This window comes from Kutzneria sp. 744 (assembly GCF_000568255.1).
Taxonomy (GTDB): domain Bacteria; phylum Actinomycetota; class Actinomycetes; order Mycobacteriales; family Pseudonocardiaceae; genus Kutzneria.
Genome location: NZ_KK037166.1, coordinates 11,384,946 through 11,402,623, shown reverse-complemented (window position 1 = coordinate 11,402,623; position 17,678 = coordinate 11,384,946). Strand labels below are relative to the sequence as shown.

At 67.1% G+C, this 17,678-nt stretch carries 19 protein-coding genes and 1 pseudogene; 2 read left to right on the top strand and 18 right to left on the bottom strand.

Annotation, left to right across the window (positions count from 1 at the left end; all coding sequences use genetic code 11):
- Positions 1 to 126 precede the first annotated feature (126 nt).
- From KUTG_RS51520 to KUTG_RS51485, 8 genes are all read right to left on the bottom strand, one after another.
- Complete coding sequence (locus KUTG_RS51520) at positions 127 to 822, bottom strand: hypothetical protein (protein WP_043727468.1); 696 nt, start codon at positions 820 to 822, stop codon at positions 127 to 129.
- Between the two features lie 220 nt (positions 823 to 1,042).
- Positions 1,043 to 1,252, bottom strand: a complete 210-nt coding sequence (locus tag KUTG_RS51515; protein ID WP_043727466.1) for a hypothetical protein — start codon at positions 1,250 to 1,252, stop codon at positions 1,043 to 1,045.
- Between the two features lie 83 nt (positions 1,253 to 1,335).
- Complete coding sequence (locus KUTG_RS60215) at positions 1,336 to 1,560, bottom strand: hypothetical protein (RefSeq protein ID WP_157495412.1); 225 nt, start codon at positions 1,558 to 1,560, stop codon at positions 1,336 to 1,338.
- A gap of 6 nt (positions 1,561 to 1,566) precedes the next feature.
- On the bottom strand, positions 1,567 to 2,226 hold the full coding sequence (locus KUTG_RS51510; protein WP_157495411.1) for a hypothetical protein: 660 nt from the start codon (positions 2,224 to 2,226) through the stop codon (positions 1,567 to 1,569).
- A 378-nt stretch (positions 2,227 to 2,604) separates the two neighbouring features.
- On the bottom strand, positions 2,605 to 3,267 hold the full coding sequence (locus KUTG_RS51505) for a hypothetical protein (RefSeq protein WP_157495410.1): 663 nt from the start codon (positions 3,265 to 3,267) through the stop codon (positions 2,605 to 2,607).
- 629 nt (positions 3,268 to 3,896) lie between these two features.
- Positions 3,897 to 4,595, bottom strand: a complete 699-nt coding sequence (locus tag KUTG_RS51495) for a hypothetical protein (RefSeq protein WP_043727461.1) — start codon at positions 4,593 to 4,595, stop codon at positions 3,897 to 3,899.
- A gap of 702 nt (positions 4,596 to 5,297) precedes the next feature.
- A complete protein-coding gene (locus KUTG_RS51490) occupies positions 5,298 to 6,338 on the bottom strand; it encodes a DUF4192 domain-containing protein (protein WP_084580845.1) in 1,041 nt (346 codons plus the stop codon).
- 283 nt (positions 6,339 to 6,621) lie between these two features.
- Entirely contained in the window at positions 6,622 to 7,398 is a 777-nt protein-coding gene (locus tag KUTG_RS51485) for an RNA ligase family protein (protein ID WP_043727457.1), read from the bottom strand.
- A gap of 891 nt (positions 7,399 to 8,289) precedes the next feature.
- Between KUTG_RS51485 and KUTG_RS51480 the strand changes: the two genes are divergently transcribed.
- Positions 8,290 to 8,592: a hypothetical protein gene (locus tag KUTG_RS51480; RefSeq protein WP_052396440.1), complete on the top strand. Its 303-nt coding sequence runs from the start codon at positions 8,290 to 8,292 to the stop codon at positions 8,590 to 8,592.
- Between the two features lie 119 nt (positions 8,593 to 8,711).
- Here KUTG_RS51480 and KUTG_RS51475 read toward each other — a convergent pair whose 3' ends face one another.
- Positions 8,712 to 9,254, bottom strand: a complete 543-nt coding sequence (locus KUTG_RS51475; protein ID WP_369794618.1) for an IS630 family transposase — start codon at positions 9,252 to 9,254, stop codon at positions 8,712 to 8,714.
- A 624-nt stretch (positions 9,255 to 9,878) separates the two neighbouring features.
- Between KUTG_RS51475 and ltrA the strand changes: the two genes are divergently transcribed.
- Positions 9,879 to 11,312, top strand: coding sequence for a group II intron reverse transcriptase/maturase (gene ltrA / locus KUTG_RS51465; RefSeq protein ID WP_043714528.1), 1,434 nt, complete (start codon positions 9,879 to 9,881; stop codon positions 11,310 to 11,312).
- A 118-nt stretch (positions 11,313 to 11,430) separates the two neighbouring features.
- Here the strand turns inward: ltrA and KUTG_RS51460 are convergent.
- The 9 genes and pseudogenes from KUTG_RS51460 to KUTG_RS64990 form a co-directional block, all read right to left on the bottom strand.
- Positions 11,431 to 11,970 (bottom strand): annotated as a pseudogene (locus KUTG_RS51460) (IS630 family transposase); the annotation flags it as partial.
- A 29-nt stretch (positions 11,971 to 11,999) separates the two neighbouring features.
- Positions 12,000 to 12,485 carry a hypothetical protein gene (locus KUTG_RS51455; protein WP_157495408.1) on the bottom strand — a complete coding sequence of 162 codons (486 nt, stop codon included), beginning with the start codon at positions 12,483 to 12,485 and terminating at the stop codon, positions 12,000 to 12,002.
- Between the two features lie 432 nt (positions 12,486 to 12,917).
- Positions 12,918 to 13,946: a DNA-processing protein DprA gene (locus KUTG_RS51450; RefSeq protein WP_052396439.1), complete on the bottom strand. Its 1,029-nt coding sequence runs from the start codon at positions 13,944 to 13,946 to the stop codon at positions 12,918 to 12,920.
- 215 nt (positions 13,947 to 14,161) lie between these two features.
- Positions 14,162 to 14,620, bottom strand: a complete 459-nt coding sequence (locus KUTG_RS51445) for an NADAR family protein (RefSeq protein WP_043727454.1) — start codon at positions 14,618 to 14,620, stop codon at positions 14,162 to 14,164.
- Positions 14,621 to 14,707: 87 nt separating this feature from the next.
- Complete coding sequence (locus tag KUTG_RS51440; RefSeq protein ID WP_043727453.1) at positions 14,708 to 15,097, bottom strand: hypothetical protein; 390 nt, start codon at positions 15,095 to 15,097, stop codon at positions 14,708 to 14,710.
- A gap of 181 nt (positions 15,098 to 15,278) precedes the next feature.
- Complete coding sequence (locus KUTG_RS51435; protein WP_157495407.1) at positions 15,279 to 15,680, bottom strand: hypothetical protein; 402 nt, start codon at positions 15,678 to 15,680, stop codon at positions 15,279 to 15,281.
- A gap of 680 nt (positions 15,681 to 16,360) precedes the next feature.
- Positions 16,361 to 16,897: a hypothetical protein gene (locus KUTG_RS51430; protein WP_043727449.1), complete on the bottom strand. Its 537-nt coding sequence runs from the start codon at positions 16,895 to 16,897 to the stop codon at positions 16,361 to 16,363.
- A gap of 4 nt (positions 16,898 to 16,901) precedes the next feature.
- Entirely contained in the window at positions 16,902 to 17,252 is a 351-nt protein-coding gene (locus tag KUTG_RS51425) for a hypothetical protein (RefSeq protein ID WP_043727447.1), read from the bottom strand.
- 181 nt (positions 17,253 to 17,433) lie between these two features.
- Positions 17,434 to 17,678, bottom strand: a 245-nt coding sequence (locus KUTG_RS64990; protein ID WP_232241391.1) for a hypothetical protein, incomplete at its 5' end; no start/stop codon positions are given.

Genomic DNA, 17,678 nt, shown 5'->3' with positions numbered 1-17,678 from the left:
CTGGGGAACGAAACTGCAGCGGCCCGACGCTTCCGCGCGGTGTCGTCGTGACCGCTAGGTATCTCGGCCTTGTCAGCAGACGTGAAACATCACTATGAACCGTGTCGGGCTGCTGCTGGGTGTTGGTCAGTTCCCGCCGAGTGGTTCGGCCAGAACCGCCAGGAGTGGGCTGGCCTGGCATGCCGCACCGCTGTCATCGCGCCGGTGTTGCGTGCGTGGCGATACGCCACGGTGCGACGCGACCGCGACCGTGTCGGTGAGGACGGTGAAGGTGGCCTGGTCGCCACCGTCGAGGTCCTGCTCCACGACACAGCCGAAGATTCGGGAGTGCTTGCAGCACACGGCGAACTGGTGGAGACCGCGGACGGCGGCGATCGTGAGGCGCCGGCCGCAGCACGGTGTCTGTGTCGCCAGCTGGCCGCTGGTCGCCGCAGCGGTCCAGCAGATGACCTCGGTGCCGACGGTGAGTTCGTGGGCAGGGACCGGTCCGACTCCGAGGTGGCGTGGTGACGGGCCGGCGTGGATGGGCAGCAGTAGCGGCGCCCGGTGGTCGCCGAGGTCGACCACGACGTCGAGCCGCACGTACATCCCTCCGCCGTCGGCGAGGAATTGCACGGTGTGGCTGCCGTCGACTTCACGCAACTGGACCGCGAGAGTGTCGTTTTTCGGCCGTATGTACACGATGACGGCCCACCGTTGGTGGACTTCGGCCAGCATGCCGATGCGCAGTGAATCGCGTGGTGCCCAGCCGCTGGGCGGCTTGCCGCTGTCGGCACCGACGTGCTGTATTGCGGGTAGATCGTCAAGGCTGATGGTGTGCATGGGGGCGCCTCCGAAAGTGGGACGGAGTGGGCAGTCAGCCCGACCGCTAACGGTCGAGACCGGGCTACTGGAGGGCCAGGGCCGGTGGCAGTCGGTGGGGCGGGCCGGCTGCTCGGTTGGTGGCGTTAGCGCGCTACGGCGACGCCCCTCAACCCGGCACAGCGGGGCGCGGACCGGCCTTGTGGGGCCCGACTCCCGATGGCTGGTGACCGCGGCTGGGCTACCCGACGGCGGCCCACTCAGCTGCCATGGCCCTGGCCAACTCGTCGAAACAGACAGTGGCCAGCACCGCGCGGTCGTCGGCGTCCACCTGCGGCCACACAGCTGCGGGAACGGCCTGCGGGGCGGTCATCCTCAGGACAGCGACCGCCGCGTCGGTCTCGAAGCCCAGGCGCACCGGCACCTGCGCGGGATTGTCGAGGCAGGCCACTCAGTGCGGGTCCTCGGCCAGGCGCGTCGCGATCGCGGCCAGGCTGCGCGAAGCTGCGACGGCCAACCAGCACGCGCCGTGGATCAGGTCGCTTTCCCTGCTGGTCTCGGGGGCAAGAAACGAGACCGGGCACTTGTCTGGAGCACGATGCGGTCTCGTGACGCGTGGGTGTGGTCGTACCAGGAGGCGGCCAGTGCCAACAGGTATCGGCGCGGGGTGGTGCTGAGCAGCATGCCGCTGGCGTGGTTCCGGCCGACGGCGTGCACAGGCGCGTCACGGGTGCGGTGCCCGTAGCGGGTGATGGTCATCGCGGGTCACCGACTCGTGTCTGCGGAGGGGCCGAGGGCCGCTCGAACGATGATCATGGCGGCCTGCGCGGTGTTCCCGGTGACGGCGGTGACGTAGTCGCCCAGGGCGACCGAGTCGCCGTCGGGCAGGACCAGATGCTCGGGTCGCACGATCCAGGGGTGGCGGGTCGACCACGGCCGGAACACATCGAAGGGATCGTCGTCGTGCGCGGAGTCGACCCGGCCGTGCCCGAGGGCGTGCACGGCGCCGATGCCGGTCCGCCATGCCTGTTCGTCGAGCGTCACCCAGGCACCGTCGACTCGCGCGTCAATTCCTGCGGGCAGGCCCAGTGCCGCCGCTACCGTCGCCCACTGCTCGATGTCGTTCACGGCTGGTGTTGCTGTGGCCACCAAGCCCTTGGCGTACTGGACGATCGTGGTGCGATTCGCTGCGGACCATGTCCGCAACAGGCTCGCGGTAATCGTCTCTACCGGGGTTAGTTCGGTGTGGCCAACGCTTTCCGCGCAGGCGGCGTCGACGCGCGTGCGGACGGTGTCGCGCTGGGCGATCAGGGCGGCGATCAACTCTTCGCGCTCTCCCGGCGTAAGCAGGATCTCGTTGCTGTCGCAGAGTTCGCTGCCGCTGGCGGTGGGGTGGGTTCCGAAATGGAGGATGGTGTTGCCCATCGTGGTCGGGCGGGCCGGTTGGGCCAGGACGCGGCGGGCTGGCTGGTGGTGCTCGGGTGAGTTGGCGGAGCCCAGCGGCCAACTCGGCGCGGTCAGCAGTGCCGGTGTGGGCCGTGGCGTGGTGGTGTGCTCAGTCATCGCAAAGCTTCCTGTGATACAGACGGATTCGGCGCCGAGCGCGTCGTCGACGTGCTTGCCGTTGATGACGTTGGGTATGTTGCTGGCGTGGCGTGGCGTGGCGGGCGGCGGTCGCCGCGTGGTGTGTCTTCAGGGTTTTCCGGCCGGCGTGTGCTGCTTGTGCCCAGGCCGTGCGGCCGACGACATGCCCGGCGGTGGCGGGGAGGAGGAGCTGGTGGCTGGCCGTTGCCCTCCACCTGACTAGGACGGGTGAGCGGCGTCCAAGAATCGGGGAAGGTGCCAGCAGCAGGCGAGTGCTCCGGGGCGCGCGTACCCGGGTAGGCAACTCAGGACCGTGCGTTTCCGATGTTCGAGGTTGGCGATCGGGACGCGGCTGGCGTAGTCGCGGAGCCAGTCTCGGAACTCCGGGTGCGGAACCGCGTTGCTGTGGGGCTCGAATATCGTCGCGTTCGCGGCGAGGTCGGCGTCTGCGATCGGGGCCGGGCCGGCCCATACGATTGTTCGCGGGTCGGGTGCCCGGTGGTGCGCGGCGAGCACGTTCCACCACTGGGTGGGAGTCATCACCGCGCGTTGGTCGTCCGCGGGGACGCAACCCCACCGGACCTCGTTGTCCGGGTCTGCTGCCAGCTCGTATGAGGAGACCTGGACCGTGTCGGCGCGGGGGTGGGTCAGACTGTCAGCGATGCTGACGGGGTCGTCGATCGGGTTCAGCGTCAACACGGGCTCACGATTGCTGGCGAGGGCGCTGCGGGCGGTGATCTTCCACCGAACGTAGCTTTCCGAGATCACCACACAGCCAGGCTGAAGATCGTCGGTGCTGGTGATGGAGTACCCGGTGAAGGTGGTCACAAGCGCTCCCGAGTGTGGGTCAGGGATGGTTGTTAGGGCAGTGGGCACAGACATTGCGTCCGGGTCGGACAGATGGGTTGAGTGCGCAGAGTGGGTTGCGGCACGTTCCGAGTGGACGAATCGAGGGTGGGCCGGCTGGACACCGGGTGGGGGGACGCCGGTGTCCAGCCGGAAGCCAGTTCGGGCGCAGCGGGGATGCCTCGAACGGCTCATTCATGGGGCGTGTGTGGCTTCGGGCAGCTACGCCTGGGCCTACTGTGTGTCAGGTTTGCGGTTTGGCGGGTGGCGGGAGCTGCGCATCGCCTTCTCGGTCGGGATCCTTCAGACGAACCAGTAGCCGTGTTAAGAGGCTCGGGCAATCCCTTCCCAGATGGGGCCCGCGTCGTCTTGCGTGTGGTAGCCGCCGCAGACCTCCTCGACCGTCGCCGCAGTGGTACACAGCGCATAGGCGTCGAGCGCCTGGTGCGTGGGACAGTCCATGCCGCCGGTCGCGTGGGCCTGGCCGCCGACTGCCAGCGCCCGCCGGTACTCAGCGTGCTGCGCCTTGGTGCTGCTGGCTGGCCTCGCCATTTCGGGCTCCTGTCGTGGTTGTCCGGCATTGGCGCAGTGCACGTGATCCGCTCACCTGGTAGGCGCTGAAATGGCGGCCTGCGGTGCAATCCCCGGTATCGACGCCATCGCCGTCACGCGCGGGGAGACGGCGTGAGTGTCACATCGAATAGTGGAAGCTGCGCCGCGTAAACCCGCGCGTAGTCCTCCCAAGCCTCGTTCCAGGTCCAGTCGATGACGGCCGCGACGATCTCCTGCTCGCTGAACCCATCGGGCAGCCCGGCCGCGGTCAGTTCCCGGTAGACGGCGTCTTTCATCTGCTCATCAGTGAAGTTCGGAGACACCTCGATCCAGAGGATGCCGTTCCATGCTGTGTCGAACGCTTCCCAGGATTCCTCGCTTTCCAGCTTACCGAGGTCGTCTTCGTCGAGGATGGGATGCTCGATCAGGCGCTGGGCGATGTCCACGGCCACCCTGAACACGTGGGTCAGGTTGGCGATGGTGATGTCGGCGGTGTCGTCGATCAGCACGCGGCACAGGATGTGCTCGCGCCAGCCGTGCGCCCAGCATGCTGCCCGCATGTCCTCGACCAGGTCGGGTGCCTCCCCGGCTCGGTCGGCGGTGTCCTGGGCTGCGTGTTGTTGAAGGGCAGCGAGAATGGTGCGGTAATTGCTGCGGTCAGCGGTGTGCGAGTCGCGGTGCTGCGTGAACGGCAGCAAACCCCAGCTGCGAAACAGATTCTTGTCCCCGTGGTAGCCAAAATCGGGCAGCGGGTGCAGTGTGGCTTTCGCGGCAGTGACGTACTGCTCGTCCCGCTGTTCGGTGTGAGCCATGGTGTCTCCCGGCGAGGTTATCGGTGCACTGGCGATCGAGTGGTCGCGCGGAATGTGGCGTTCTCGATGGTCGAGACAGGCCCGGGGTGGAGGGCGGCGGTGCGGCATCGGCGCAGTCGCAGGCAATGAACTATTTGTCCCAGCGGGAGTCCGTCGCGCGCCGCCCTTGGTCGCGACGTGGGCCTCACAACGCAGGGCCCCTGCGTGTCAGGGACCGGCTGGACACCGGGTGGGCGATGCCGGTGTCCAGCCGGAAAGCGCCTGTCCCCGCCGAGGACGGCCCGGACGGCTCGTTCATAAGCCGAGTGTCGGCTTCGGACTGCGGCCCCGTGGCCTGTGCCACACCTCGGTTCTCAGGCGTGGAGTGGATCGTTGGCCGCTGAGCTAGCAAGTCCGGCTGGCCGTTGTGGTCGACGGCGTTTGCTGAAGGCGCACCGTGCGACAGAACATGCTGTCGTCCGACTCAGAATCCCACAGGTCGCTGCCGGAGCTCAGCTTTGGTGGAGCCCGGCGTACGTCGCGCCGCGTGCGGTGATCCCGCCAATCGCGCGAGGGTTCCTCAGGGCGGTGAAGGTGCGGCTTGTGCGAGCCAGGGAGGAACCGGGGTCGTCGTAGTTGTAGACGCGGGCTCCCAATTGATCCCTGGTCCTGCTGTGCTGTTCCTCATGGTCTCCAGGCGCATCGCTGCGCCAGGGAACCCGGTCAACGCGCCGAGGCGGCGTCTGCGTCGGTCTCGATGTCGGCGCGTGCGTCGGTGGCAGCCTTGGTGACCAGCTGCCGGACCTGGGCGACAGGAACGCCGTGGATGATGGCACCGTAGAGGACGTCCGCGAGATTGTGACCGCGCAGGGCCTTTCGGGCTTCATTGACAGCGATGGTGGCCAAGGCGTCCGGCGCCACGAAGACAGGCGCACGCGGCCAGCAGGACTGCGGCCTCGGCGCGGTCCGGGGACGGCAGGTTTTTGGGTGTTTTTCGAGCCAGAGCGTCTCGGCGGCGGTGGCGGCCTGAGGGTCCAGTGCGTAGCCGAGGCACGCGTCGCGGACCCGGTAGTCGGACAGGGCTAGGGCGAGGCGGACGAGGTCCTCGTCGGTGGTGGGCAGAGTGTCGGAGGTGATGGCGTCGCGAATGAGTTCCATATACTTGGCGCTGGTGGTGCGATCGGTCTGGGCAGCTGTGTCGATCAGGCTGCTGATCCTGGTCACGCGGTCGACGTCGGGCGGTTCGAGCAGCCGGTTCAGGTCGTCACGGCTGTGGAAGGTCACATTGCCAGCCAGGACCATCTCGGCGGCCAGTTCGGTGGCGGTGCTGTCGGGCACCTCACCCTCGCAGTCGTCGTGCAGGTAGCAGCGCCAGGGCACACCGCCGGCGGTGGATGGGGCCGACAGGGCGTGCCGCACGGGCACAGTGATGTCGGCCAGGGCGGCGACTGCGCCCCGCACGAGATCATCGTGCCGTGGATCTGGCTGGTCGCTGACGATGACGAGCACGGCTGTCTTCCCGTTGAACTGCCGTACCGATCTGATCAGGCCGGTGATGAGCGCGCCGTACTGCGGTGGCGGCGCCAGGTCCATCCGCACGACGTCACTGATCATGTCGTCCTGCAGGGTCACCACGACAAGTGAGGCTTGGGGGTGGAACCCGATCACCGACGGGATCGCAGCGATGAGCGAGCCGCTGTCGGTGAGCGTGATCCTGCGGGCGGGGTCTGGTCGGTCCGGGGATGGGTGTTCGGCTGCGTCCATGGCAGATTTCCCTTCTATGGGGAGAGTTGAGGGGCTCAGCACGTGTGGCTGAGGCCCGGTGCTCAGCGCGTGGCAAGCGCCCGATCGGCCAGTCCGAACGCAACGCCGGTGGCCGCGAGCGTGAGCGTGCGCTGGACCGCCGAGGCGGCGGTCGCAGTGTTGCTCTGTCTTGTGGTGCAGGATGGTTGTCGGGCGGCGCACCTTTGCGTTCCGTCCGACGTGAACGTCGGTGACGGCGGCGAGGGGGTCGACGCGGGTTGAGGCTGGTGCATCTCTGCAGTCGCTACTTGCGGGCTCGCCGGATGGTGCGGTCGTAGTCCTGGTTGCGCGCCTTGGCGATGAGACGGCGGTCGGCGGCACGCAGTACGACGCCCTCTGCCTGTGCGCCGGCGGCATCGTCGAGCGCGACGAGAGTGCGCGGGAGTCGCTCGCTCAGCCATGCTCGCGTGGCTTCGATCGTCGTAGGCAACTCGGTGGCGTTGAGGGTGAACAGGCGTGGGGCAAGGGTGAAGCCGTGCTTCAGTGCTTCGTCCCAGAGTTCGTTCTCGCCTAGAAAGCGCTGTCCACCGTTTTCCCGCCAATGGCTGAACCGCTCGATAGGCCAGGACAGTAGTTCGACATAGTCACTGATGACGACGCAGTCGAACATGATGCCGGCGACATGGTCGGAGCCGGTGTACTGTCGCGCCATCCTGCCGATGTTCCCGCCGTATACCTCCAGGTAGTGCACTCGGATCTGGTCGTGGACGTCGGGATCCATGCGGTCCGCGACGGGCTTGAGCGCAGCGACGATCCCGTGGGAGGGGTTGGAGATCAGATCACCTTTGGCATACAGCAGGTCCTCCCTGCTCCCGATGATGTACCTGCCGTCGGGGAAGGTGATGATCCGACCGTTCGTGCCATCGATCTTCTCAGTCCCAATCACCTCCCCTTCGAAGGGCACGGTCGGCTCAGCAAGGCTGCCATTCGAAGAGTCCAGGCGGTGATACGTGGGGATTGACGGGTACTTCGTCATCGAGTTTAGCGATGGCAGATCCGCTGCGCTCAGTGCGAACGTCATGAGGGCATCCTTTCGGGTTGAAAATGCATGCTATTGCGGGCAGCGGCGCAGCGGTGTGGCGCTGCCACGACCGTGGCGAACAGCTGCAGATGGAAGCCCGATGGCGGCGGTCAGCTCTGTGATCCACACGCGGTGAGGCCTGACAGTCGCGGGAATGCGCGCGCCACCAATCGAGAAGATCGGGGTCGCGGAGCCTGGCAATCCTGCTCTGCGGCGACGGTGGCGAGCCACTGGTGAAGCGAAGCTCGGGATCGGCGGTCAGGTTCCTTGTCTGCACTGGGAATCGCCGCAGGTCGGCGGTCCGTCTCAGTCGACGGGCAGAGAGCCCCGCCTGACAACCAGTCGTCCGGTGCCATGACGGTCTCCGCGAGGCAGCGCCCCTCGTGCGTGTCACCGTAGGGCGCATGCCCATGAGCAGGTTTTGACCATCATCCGGATGTCGGTCAGCGCGGCTTGCGGAATCGGTTGAGCATTCTTTCCGGACTGTCAGTGGGCCTGGTCGCGCCCCTCTAGGGGCAGGTGCTCGAACAGGTGTGAGCGGAGCTGCTACCGATGGGGGCGTCGGCATGCGCTCGGGCAGGTGGACCAGGGGCAGAACGGGGCTCTTCGGTGAACTCGCCGGAACTCGTCGGAAGAGCGGAGTCGCACGGGTCGTCTTGGGGGTGCCCTCGTTGGGCTGACCGCCAGTTCCGCAACCGCTGCTGCGGCTGACCTTGTTGATACCTCGAATCCCGCGAGTTCATCTGGGACGCTCGCACACCTCGAGGGCTGGGACGGGGGATGTTGGCTGCTTGGGGCGCCCCTCCGGATTGTTGACATCACTTCCGGAATCCCGACGACACGGTGATACCTATGACCCGTGCGTCGCATTCATGAACCCGAGCGCGTGTCGTGAACCTCGCGGTCTTCCGAACGCTCGGGCTCCCGCACGCGCTGCAAACAGCGCAGGATGAGGAGGACCTCGGCCAGGAGCTGGTCGATCAGCACGCGCTGGCCCAACTCGGTGCCGGAGTGACGGACCACTTCGTCGGCGCCGATGCAGATCTGCGGCTATTCGTTGCCCGGCCCATCAGCGGGAACGATGGGGACCGGGTTGGAGGCGATGGCGTTGCAGATGCGCGTGAGTGCGTGCGGGACACCACCGATCACGCGGTAGTCGTTGTCGCGGTGAAAGACGATGCAGTGCCGGGGTAGGGCGATGGTCGGCGTCCGTCGCGCCCTCATCACTTCCCACGTCCAGCCGTCACGGGCGGCGTAGTAGACCTCGCGGACTTCGATGCGCCGGGGGTGGGTATAGAGTTTGTGGTCACGGGCTAGTGTCCTGCGCCAGGAATTCGGTCAAGATATGAGGCGAGGCGGTCGAGGATCTCGTCAGCGTCCTTGGTCCACACGAACGGCCTGGGATCGGCGTTCCACGTCGTGATCCAGTCGCGGATGTCGTTTTCCAGTGCACGTAAGGACTTGTGCGCAGCTCGACGCAGGCGTTTGTCGGTCAGCAAGCCGAACCATCGCTCCACCTGGTTGAGCCAGGAGGAGTAGGTCGGGGTGAAGTGCATGTGGAAGCGGGGGTGCGCGGCCAGCCACTTGTTGATCGTGGGGTGTTTGTGGGTGGTGTAGTTGTCGCAGATTAGGTGCACGTCAAGGTCGGCGGGCACCTGCTTGTCCAGTGTGGTGAGGAACTTCTTGAACTCCACCGCGCGGTGACGGCGGTGGATGGAGCCGATCACCTCGCCGCTGGCCACGTCGAGCGCGGCGAACAGGGTGGTGATGCCGTGCCGGATGTAGTCATGGGTACGGCGCTGCGGCAGGCCGGGCATCATCGGCAGCATCGGCGCGGACCGGTCCAGCGCCTGGATCTGCGACTTCGTGCGCCACGAGGCGCTGCACTATCGGGTGGAGGTGAGAGACCTCCGCCGTCGTCCTGTCGCAGCAGGTCGATGAAGCTGAGGGCAGCCTGATCCGGGAGGCGCCGGGGAGGGTGGGAGCAGCCCTGACAACGAGGAGACGGGCCGGCACTGCCAGACGGCTCGGGCTCACCTAGCGAGACGGAAAGGTGTACGTGAGGAACCAGCGGTTAAAGCCTCTCAAGAGATACACCGGCTCCAACCTGGCGGATGCGGGCCGGAGCGCGACGCACACCTGTCTTGACCGGATGTCCGGGACAGGGCGGGTGACTTTCGGGCCGGGTGAAGACGCCGGCAGGGAGGCCGCGAGGAAAGGCTGCGGCGTACTCGTGGCGATGTCGCAGGGGCAAAGCTGGGCACCGACCCCGTCGACCGGTGTGTGGTGAACGTGGGAAGCGTCCCGGGCTGGTCCCGCGTGCTGGCCGTCCAGGTCGGGTGCGGGCAGGCTCGTCGTCGGCTGAGCGGGCCGGGGCGTGGCGGAGCCGTCGTAGTAGTCCGAGGTCGGGAAAGCCGGCCACATGGCGAAGGGCGGCAGCGAGTCCGCGGCGATGGGAACGGAAGGGCAGGAGATCACCGGTGAATACGGGTGTGCTGTGGCCGACGGTCGAGGAGGCCGAGGCGCGGGTACTGCGGATCCAGACCAAGCTGCATCAGTGGGCGATCGATGGTCCTGGTCGCCGGTTCGACGACGTGTTCAATTTGGTGTGTGACCCGGCTGTTCTCGTTGTGGCGTGGACGCGGGTCAGGGGCAACAAGGGTAAGCGGTCGGCGGGGGTGGATGGTGTCCGTCCGGACGCCGTGTTCGCCGCCGAGGAGTGGTTCCTGCCCACCTTGAGGCGAGATCTCAGGGAGCGGCGGTTCGACCCGATGCCCGTGCGGGAGCGGATGATCCCCAAGCCGGGCAGCGCGAATCTGCGTCGCTTGGGTATCCCGACCGCGCGGGACCGCACCGTGCAGGCGGCTCTGAAGCTGGTACTGGAGCCGATCTTCGAGGCGGACTTCCAACCGTGTTCCTACGGTTTCCGTCCTCGGCGCCGGGCCCAGGATGCGATCGCGGAGATCCACCAGTTCACGTCCCGCTCGTATGAGTGGGTCCTGGAAGGGGACATCGAGGCGTGCTTCGACATGATCGACCACCCGGCCCTGATGGACCGGGTGCGTGGTCGGGTCGGGGACAAACGTGTTCTGGCTCTGGTGAAGGCGTTCCTGCATGCGGGCGTCCTCAGCGAGGACGGCGTGGTCAGGAACACCAGTACCGGCACACCCCAAGGCGGGATCCTGTCTCCGTTGCTGGCCAACATCGCCCTGTCAGTCCTGGACGAGCATTTCGCCCGGGCATGGGCGGCCAGCGGCACCTCGTATCGGCGGTTCGTGGCGCGCCGCAAGGGGTCGGCCACCTATCGGATCGTTCGCTACGCGGACGATTTCGTGGTTCTGGTGTCCGGGTCGAAGCGGCATGCCGAAGACCTCCGGGAGGTGGTGGCCGGACTGTTGGCCCCGATGGGCCTGCGGTTGTCGGCAGCCAAGACGAGGGTCTGTCACATCGATGAGGGCTTCGACTTCCTCGGGTTCCGCATCCAGCGGAAACGGAAGCGGGGCACGGACAAGCGCGTGGTCTACACCTACCCGTCGAAGAAGGCGCTGGCCTCGATCGTCGGGCGGGTCCGCGCGCTGACCCGCAGGTCGTCGCATCCAACACTTGCCGCCCTGCTGCGCCAACTCAACTTGGTGCTGCGGGGTTGGTGCGTCTACTTCCGTCATGGTGTGTCGAAGGCGACCTTCCACTACCTCGATGATTACGCCTGGCATCGGGTAGTGCGGTGGATTCGTAAGCGGCACAACAAAACGAAGTGGGCCGTCCTCATGCGCCGTTACCTTCCGGGGTGGCGACCGACGGAGGACGAGGTGACGTTGTTCCAGCCCCAGACGGTGACGGTCAGCCGTTACCGATACCGGGCGGCCAACATCCCTACACCCTGGGCAGTCATAACGCCAGAACCAGCAAAGTGATCCGCTGACACGGGCTCGTGGAGAGCCGGATGCTCAGGAATGGGCACGTCCGGTTCGGCGGGCGGGCCGGGGAAACGTAACGTTCGTAAGGACGTCAACGCGCCCCGGTCCGACCCAACTCGTCGACGCAGAGGACCAGCGCCTTGTCGGGCGGATTCAGGTAGAGCCCGACGACGTCGCGGACCTTGTCGACGAACTGCGGATCGTTGCTGAGTTTGAAGGTGTCGACCTGGTGGGGCTTGAGGTTGAACGCCTTCCAGATCCGTCCGACCGTCGACTTGGACAATCCGCTCTCGGCCGCCATCGAGGTCCGCGACCAGTGCGTGGCATCGGCCGGGGTCCGTTCCAGCGTGGCCACCACCAGTTCCTCGACCTGCTCGTCGGTGATCTTGCGCGGGGCGCCCGGACGTGGCTCGTCCACCAAGCCCTCCAGGCGCCTGTCCAGGAACCGTCGTCGCCACTTGCCCACCGTCTGCGGCCAGATCCCCAACTCGGCGGCGACGTCCTGATTGGATCCGCCGGCCGCGCACCCGAGCACGATTCGGCATCGCTGTGCCAATGCCTGCGACGACTTCGCCCGCCGCGCCCACCGTTGAAGCGTCTCGCGTTCCTCGTCGGTTAACACCACAGCGGCCACCGGCCGGCCTCTACCTGCCATCCGTCAATCCTACAATTAATCAACGAACTTTAGGCGCAGGACACTAGTTCTTCGGTGGCCTCGCCGTCGTTGAGAGCCATCCAGGCCTCACAGGCCATACCCACGCCGTGGAAGCGCCAGTTGCGGCCGGTGATGTCGAACAGATCAGCGTCGGGGTTGGCTCGCGCGCGAAAGACGATGTCACGGACGGTGAGGGGTAGCCCGCTCAGGGCCTGGTCGATCTCGACGGCTGGGACATGGACCTGGCGGCGCATGAACTCGTAGACCTCGGCGAGCCGGTCGAGTATGTCCGCGGTCCGGCCGGGCACCTCCGACAGCATCCGCGGGAACGTCTCGAACTCGGTGTAGCGGATGCGGTGGGTCCGGGTGTTCTGTTGGAGGAAGAACATCTTGGGTTGGCCGTCCCAGCCTCCTTGGTGAACGTCCTTTTCGGCGCGAAGTAGCGCGGTACGCACCTCCTGCTGAGCAGGTTGGTCGGCGCAGAATTTCTGCGTACGGGCGGCCGCAGCGTCCATCATCTCGGCGTACTCGGAGATCGTGCGCGGGCGGAGTGGTCCTGCGGGCATAGCGGGGTGTCCTTACTGGAGGAAATGAGGCGGGACCGACGTTCTAGCGGCATCGTCGAGACCCACCGGATAGCACCCCGGGTGAGGGGTATGCGGATCTCCCCGGCGGGTGTCCTTCATGTCCACGACGCGAGGAGGGTGCGCGCATGTCGCCCGACATGGACACACCCCATTGGGATGTCCACGTCGGGTTCGCTGCGGATCTCCTCCACCTGCGACGGCGATGATGCGCATGGCGGGCCTGGATCGCGGCAGGCGGCCAGCTCCGTGTTGCGCTCCATCAGGTACCGGCCAGGCGACCGTGCGCTCGTTCGTACGCGGGGCGTCCGCAACGGCGGTCAGGGCGGCGACCCGGTGTCGGGTCGCCGCGCTGAAGGAGGGTCAGTCGACGGGCTCGGCGTCAAACACCTGGGCGTGTTCGTCTGCGGGCAGCCGGGTGGCAACCGCCCGGATCGCCGGTGCGGTATGGACGCTCGCGGACCCGGGCTGGGCCGCCTCGCGGTGTGCGTCCAGCACGTCCTTGATGGAGGTCACGGCAGTGGCTGCGTGGTCGTGGAGCAACTGGTTGGTGCCGCGGGATGTGGCCGAGGTGATCGGTCCGGGCACCGCCATGACCGTGCGGTTCACCATGCGGGCCGTGTTCGCCGCAGCCAGGCTTCCGCTGCGGACGCCGGCTTCCACGATCACCACGACCGAGCTGATGGCCGCGAGAAGTCGGTTCCTGGCCATGAACCGGTGGCGCGCCGGCAGCACACCGGGCGGGTACTCGCTGAGCACCACACCGTGTGCGGCGACGTCGGCCAACAGAGAGCGGTGGCCGTGGGGGTAGTCCCGGTCGATGCCACAGCCGAGCACGGCGACCGCGCGTCCGCCGCGCATCAGGGCACCGCGCAGGCCGGCGCCTTCGACTCCGTACGCCGCGCCACTGGTCACGGTAATGCCCTGCTGGGCCAAGTCGTGGCCGAGGTCGGCGGCGACCGTTTCGCCGTAGCTGGTTGCGGCACGGGCGCCGAGCAGGGCGACGCCGCTCTCCAGCAGTTCCGGCAGCGCGATCGGGTCGAGGTCGGTGCGGGCCCACAGCGCGAGCGGAGCACCTAGCGGTGGCCCGCCATGCTCTGCTGTCCGCAGCAGCGCGTCCATTGCCGCGGCTGGCCAGGTGTCGGTGTGCTCGGGAATGAGGAGGTGGATTCCTCTGCTGGCGCCGCAGAAGTCCGCATCACGGGCGTCCGTGATGCGGCGGCGGTGACGGGTCTCCGCGGCGACGTCGTCGGGCACGTCGCCGGCGCGGACCCGCTCGGCGGCGGTGATGGGGCCGAATTGCGCGACGAACTGTGCCAACGCTGGCGCCGGTGGTTCTGCTACGCGGGCCAGGTAGATCCGGGCGCTGCGGATCGTGTCGAGGTCGGGCATGAGTATCTCCAGTTCAGCGCGATGTTGACGCGCCGACGTTGCCGACGCGGTTACCGACGGATCGGGCGTCCATCTGTCGTCAGGTCTGACCCGGCGCTGTTTGGGTACGCGGCCAGCACGGTGGCCAGGTTTGGGCGGCTACTGTGCGGGGTTTGAGCTTGTCGGGATTGGCGGGTACTGGCCGCCGGCTGACCTGATGCCAGTCATCCCTCGGCTTAGCCGGCTAGCTCCATTCGGAGCGCCATCAGGTACTGGCCAAGCCAGTTCTCGCCGACGCGTTCACACGCGGAGCCTCTGCAACGGCAGTCACCCCAAAACTGGTCGTGCCACGAGTTTCCCTCCACCAGTGTGGCTTCTCCGGTCAGCACGAGCCGGCTGGCAAGCTCAGGGTCGGAGAACTTCGCCCGCAGCACCGCCCGCATGACGACGTGCCGGCCACGCTCGTTCCAGCCGGGGATCAACGTGACCTTCTGACCGAGTCGCTTCGCCTCGTTCGGTGTGCTCGCGGCGGCGATGCGTTCGCGTTCGCGTCGATCTGTGGTCTTGCCGGCCTGGGAGGCAGCTTCGGCGGTCGGGTACTGGATTCCGTGTGCTCCGATGATGGTGTGCGGGTAGAAGTTGCTCAGGAAGCGGTACTCGCCGAGGAAGTTGTCGATCTGTGCGGTCGTGGACATCGTGCAGTGGTCCTCCTTGGCTATGTCGGCGGGTTGCGCGGGCTTGGCCCCGCTGATGCAGGGTTGAGGTGCCAGTGGCGCTGTTCGTCACCTCGTGGAGGTGTTGAGGAGGTCGACCACGGTCGGTGCCACAGCCGTGAGGACTGCTGAGATGAGCGCGTCGGAAATGGTGGTCACGGTCAGCCAGAGATCGTCGAGGGCCATGGTGATCCGGTCTGGGTCGGCGTCCGGGCCGACCATGGCGGCCAACGCATCGGGTTCCAGGACTTCGTTCTCGTCGTCAAGGACCGTCATTCCTTCGATATCCTCTTCGAGCGTGACTTCGGCACCGTTGGTCAAGGTGAGCGACACGCGCAACGCGCCGGCGTTCACGCTGATCTGGGTCACGTGGCCGATGCCATCCAACGTCGGCGGGTTCTCCGCAAGGCGCGCCTGCGCAACGGTTTCCGGGATGGCGATGGTCCAGGTGTCAGTCATCGGGGGGTCGTCTCCGTTCATGGACACGCTGCCGCGGAGTGGTCGGTGAGGTCGGCAGACGGTCGGACACAGGTGCTGCAGGCACACGGAAGGCGAGCCGCGGTCGGCTCGCCTGTGTGGTGGGTCAGGTCGGCGCATGGTCAGGTCGGCCTGATGGGGCGTCGGTAGCTGACGGTGCGCGCTAGACGTGCCATTCGTACTCGGCCATCCGCTGCTTCTGTTCGCGCCGCAGTTGGGAGACCACCTTGTTCTGGTCGCCAATTCCATGCGCGGTCGCGAACGCGGCGCCGAGTGCGAGGATGGCGCCGGTGTTTACCTTCGCGATCGCCGCGCTCAGTAGGCCGACGTTCGCCCGTGTGGTGTACGCCGTGATCGTGACGTGCAGATGCTCGTCGACGATGTCGGTGAGTTGCTCGGCCAGGGTGTGGGGCGCGAGAGCGGCGGAGCGTTCGCGTGGCTGCTCGTAGGGTTCGATCAGGGTGCCCGGGCCGATCAGTCCGTGGTGCCGAGACAGGATCAGGACCTGGGTGTGCAGGTCCCGCCGTGCGGTGAGGCGTGCTTGGGTGCAGAGCACGGGGAGCACGGTGCGAAACGCGCTCCGGTGTAGAGCCGGCGCGCCGGTGCGGGGAAGGGCAGTGTGGATTTGCTTCCGTGCGTGATGTACAGCCTCAAGGTTGGTGGCGCGGGCAGGGTGTCCTGTGCGGCTGGCACGTTCGGAGGCCCAGGTGCGGGCGCGACGTCGTGGTGCGTTGGGTGCTGCCGCCCCGCGGGTCCGTCCGACGAAGGGCGGTCACGCACGGATGTGGGGCGGCACAGTGGACGCGGTGGCCTCCTGAGGCGGCGGGGCCGTGGCGGCGGGGTCCGGAGCCGTCGTCGAAGCACTGTGGGACAACGCCATCGCGGTGTGGTCCGCGTGAGCGCGCGCCGCCGCGTCGGCTGCCTGCTGTGCAGTGGGCCATGCGATGGGTTTCGCGCGCGGGGCCAGCGTGAGGTGGGTGCGGGCAAGTTCTGCGTAGATAGGCGGGTCTTCCACTGCTGCCGTGGACGGCGAGGGGGTCGGATTCGGCGGGATGTCTGGTGTGAACCAAGAGAATGCCTCGGGCATCGTGGTCTCCTGTGCTCTCGTGATCGTTGGCGCACGGGGCGTTCAGTCCCGGGGCCGGCGCCAGTGGGGACCGGAGGTGGCCAATGAGATGAGCTGCGGGCTTGCCGGCGCGGTGCGCCGGGCCCGCCATCTCGGATCGGCCGACGGGGTGCGTGCGGTCATGGGGACGTCTGCTGCTCGCCGAACGGCGCGCGGAGGCCGATGACTCGGAAAAACGCCATGTAGTTGGCGCGCAGGTGCTTCCTGGTCGCGTTGAGCTCGGGGTGTCTGCGTCGGAAGCGGGTGATCAGTCGTTCGCAGTCGCGGATGTCGACCAATTCGGCGCACGGGGCACAGGCGAGCCACCCTCCGAGGGAGCGATTGGTGGTGATGTCGATGGCTGGCGCGTCGATGGTGCGCTCCATCCAAGTGTGCTGGCCGACTTGCTCGCGGCGGGTTTGGTCGGTGAAGCGCGGTGACGCGATGACGATGGTGGTGTCGTCGGTGGTGGAGTACGCGAACGCCACGGACGTGTCGTTGCAAAAGTCGCAGTGGTAGATGACGTCGGAGAGCGTGTCCGCCGGCGTGGGGACCGGTTCATGGTCGGAGGCGGCGGTTGCCGGGTGCCTCCAGTGTCGCTTCGTTGATCCGTAGGGGATGTGCGTGTTGAGGACCTGCCTGCACACAGCGCAGGCCATGGCGACCGGGTTCGTCATCGGGTCACTCCAGCTTTTGCAGCTCAGGGACAGTGATCAGGGCATGGTCAAGCAGGCGGTCGGCGATCTCGCGCAGTACCGCGAATCCGCTTTGCCCGTTGGGTGTGCTGGCGCGGTGGCCCCATAAGGGGGTTCGGTGATGCCAGGTGGTCGCCGGCTCGGTGGCCACTGGGATCCATGCGTGGTCTGCGCCGTACCTGGACAGGGTTGCGGTGGAGGTGGCCAGGTCGGGAGTGCGGGCAACGACCGCGCACAGGGTGGTGACGCCGACGCGGTAGTACCGGGTGAGGGTGTAGAGGCCTTGCAGCCGGGCACGAGGGATATCGGTGATGTGACGGATCGTCGGGTTGGTCATCGGTGCTCCCGGGGTGGGTGGCCTGAACGGGATCGTGGTGCGGATATGCACAGCCGCCCCGAGGGCACTGCGGAGCGTGAGGGGGTGATCGGGTGGGTACGTGATTCCTTGTCGGGTGGAAGCGGTGGCCTGCGGTCATCGGGGCGGCCACCGCTCCCCCGACGACAGGCGGGACTGCGGGCTATGCGGAACGGGTCAATGTGTCTTCTGGGGCGGTGATGTGTGCGACGAGGCTGTGCGCCGCGTGGGTGACGCACCGCCGCCAGTAGCCGACAACTGCGTCGGTCCCGGTTGATCCGTCCGGGGCGGTGGCGGTCGCTGGGTCGCCGGCTTCGGCGCGGCGCAGGCACGTCAGGGCAGCGAGTAGCCGGTGAAGGTGCTCGACCAGGGGCTGGTCATCGTGACGGTGCAGCTGGTTGGTGAGGG

Bases quoted from the DNA above. Each gene is read 5' to 3' on its own strand.
- KUTG_RS51425 (WP_043727447.1), bottom strand. From the start codon at position 17,252: ATGACCAACCCGACGATCCGTCACATCACCGATATCCCTCGTGCCCGG.
- KUTG_RS51455 (WP_157495408.1), bottom strand. From the start codon at position 12,485: ATGGACGCTGCGGCCGCCCGTACGCAGAAATTCTGCGCCGACCAACCT.
- KUTG_RS51490 (WP_084580845.1), bottom strand. From the start codon at position 6,338: ATGGACGCAGCCGAACACCCATCCCCGGACCGACCAGACCCCGCCCGC.
- KUTG_RS51440 (WP_043727453.1), bottom strand. From the start codon at position 15,097: ATGACTGACACCTGGACCATCGCCATCCCGGAAACCGTTGCGCAGGCG.
- KUTG_RS51520 (WP_043727468.1), bottom strand. From the start codon at position 822: ATGCACACCATCAGCCTTGACGATCTACCCGCAATACAGCACGTCGGT.
- KUTG_RS51485 (WP_043727457.1), bottom strand. From the start codon at position 7,398: ATGACGTTCGCACTGAGCGCAGCGGATCTGCCATCGCTAAACTCGATG.
- KUTG_RS51450 (WP_052396439.1), bottom strand. From the start codon at position 13,946: ATGCCCGACCTCGACACGATCCGCAGCGCCCGGATCTACCTGGCCCGC.
- KUTG_RS60215 (WP_157495412.1), bottom strand. From the start codon at position 1,560: ATGACCATCACCCGCTACGGGCACCGCACCCGTGACGCGCCTGTGCAC.
- KUTG_RS51505 (WP_157495410.1), bottom strand. From the start codon at position 3,267: ATGTCTGTGCCCACTGCCCTAACAACCATCCCTGACCCACACTCGGGA.
- KUTG_RS51430 (WP_043727449.1), bottom strand. From the start codon at position 16,897: ATGACGAACCCGGTCGCCATGGCCTGCGCTGTGTGCAGGCAGGTCCTC.
- KUTG_RS51510 (WP_157495411.1), bottom strand. From the start codon at position 2,226: ATGGGCAACACCATCCTCCATTTCGGAACCCACCCCACCGCCAGCGGC.
- KUTG_RS51445 (WP_043727454.1), bottom strand. From the start codon at position 14,620: ATGTCCACGACCGCACAGATCGACAACTTCCTCGGCGAGTACCGCTTC.
- KUTG_RS51495 (WP_043727461.1), bottom strand. From the start codon at position 4,595: ATGGCTCACACCGAACAGCGGGACGAGCAGTACGTCACTGCCGCGAAA.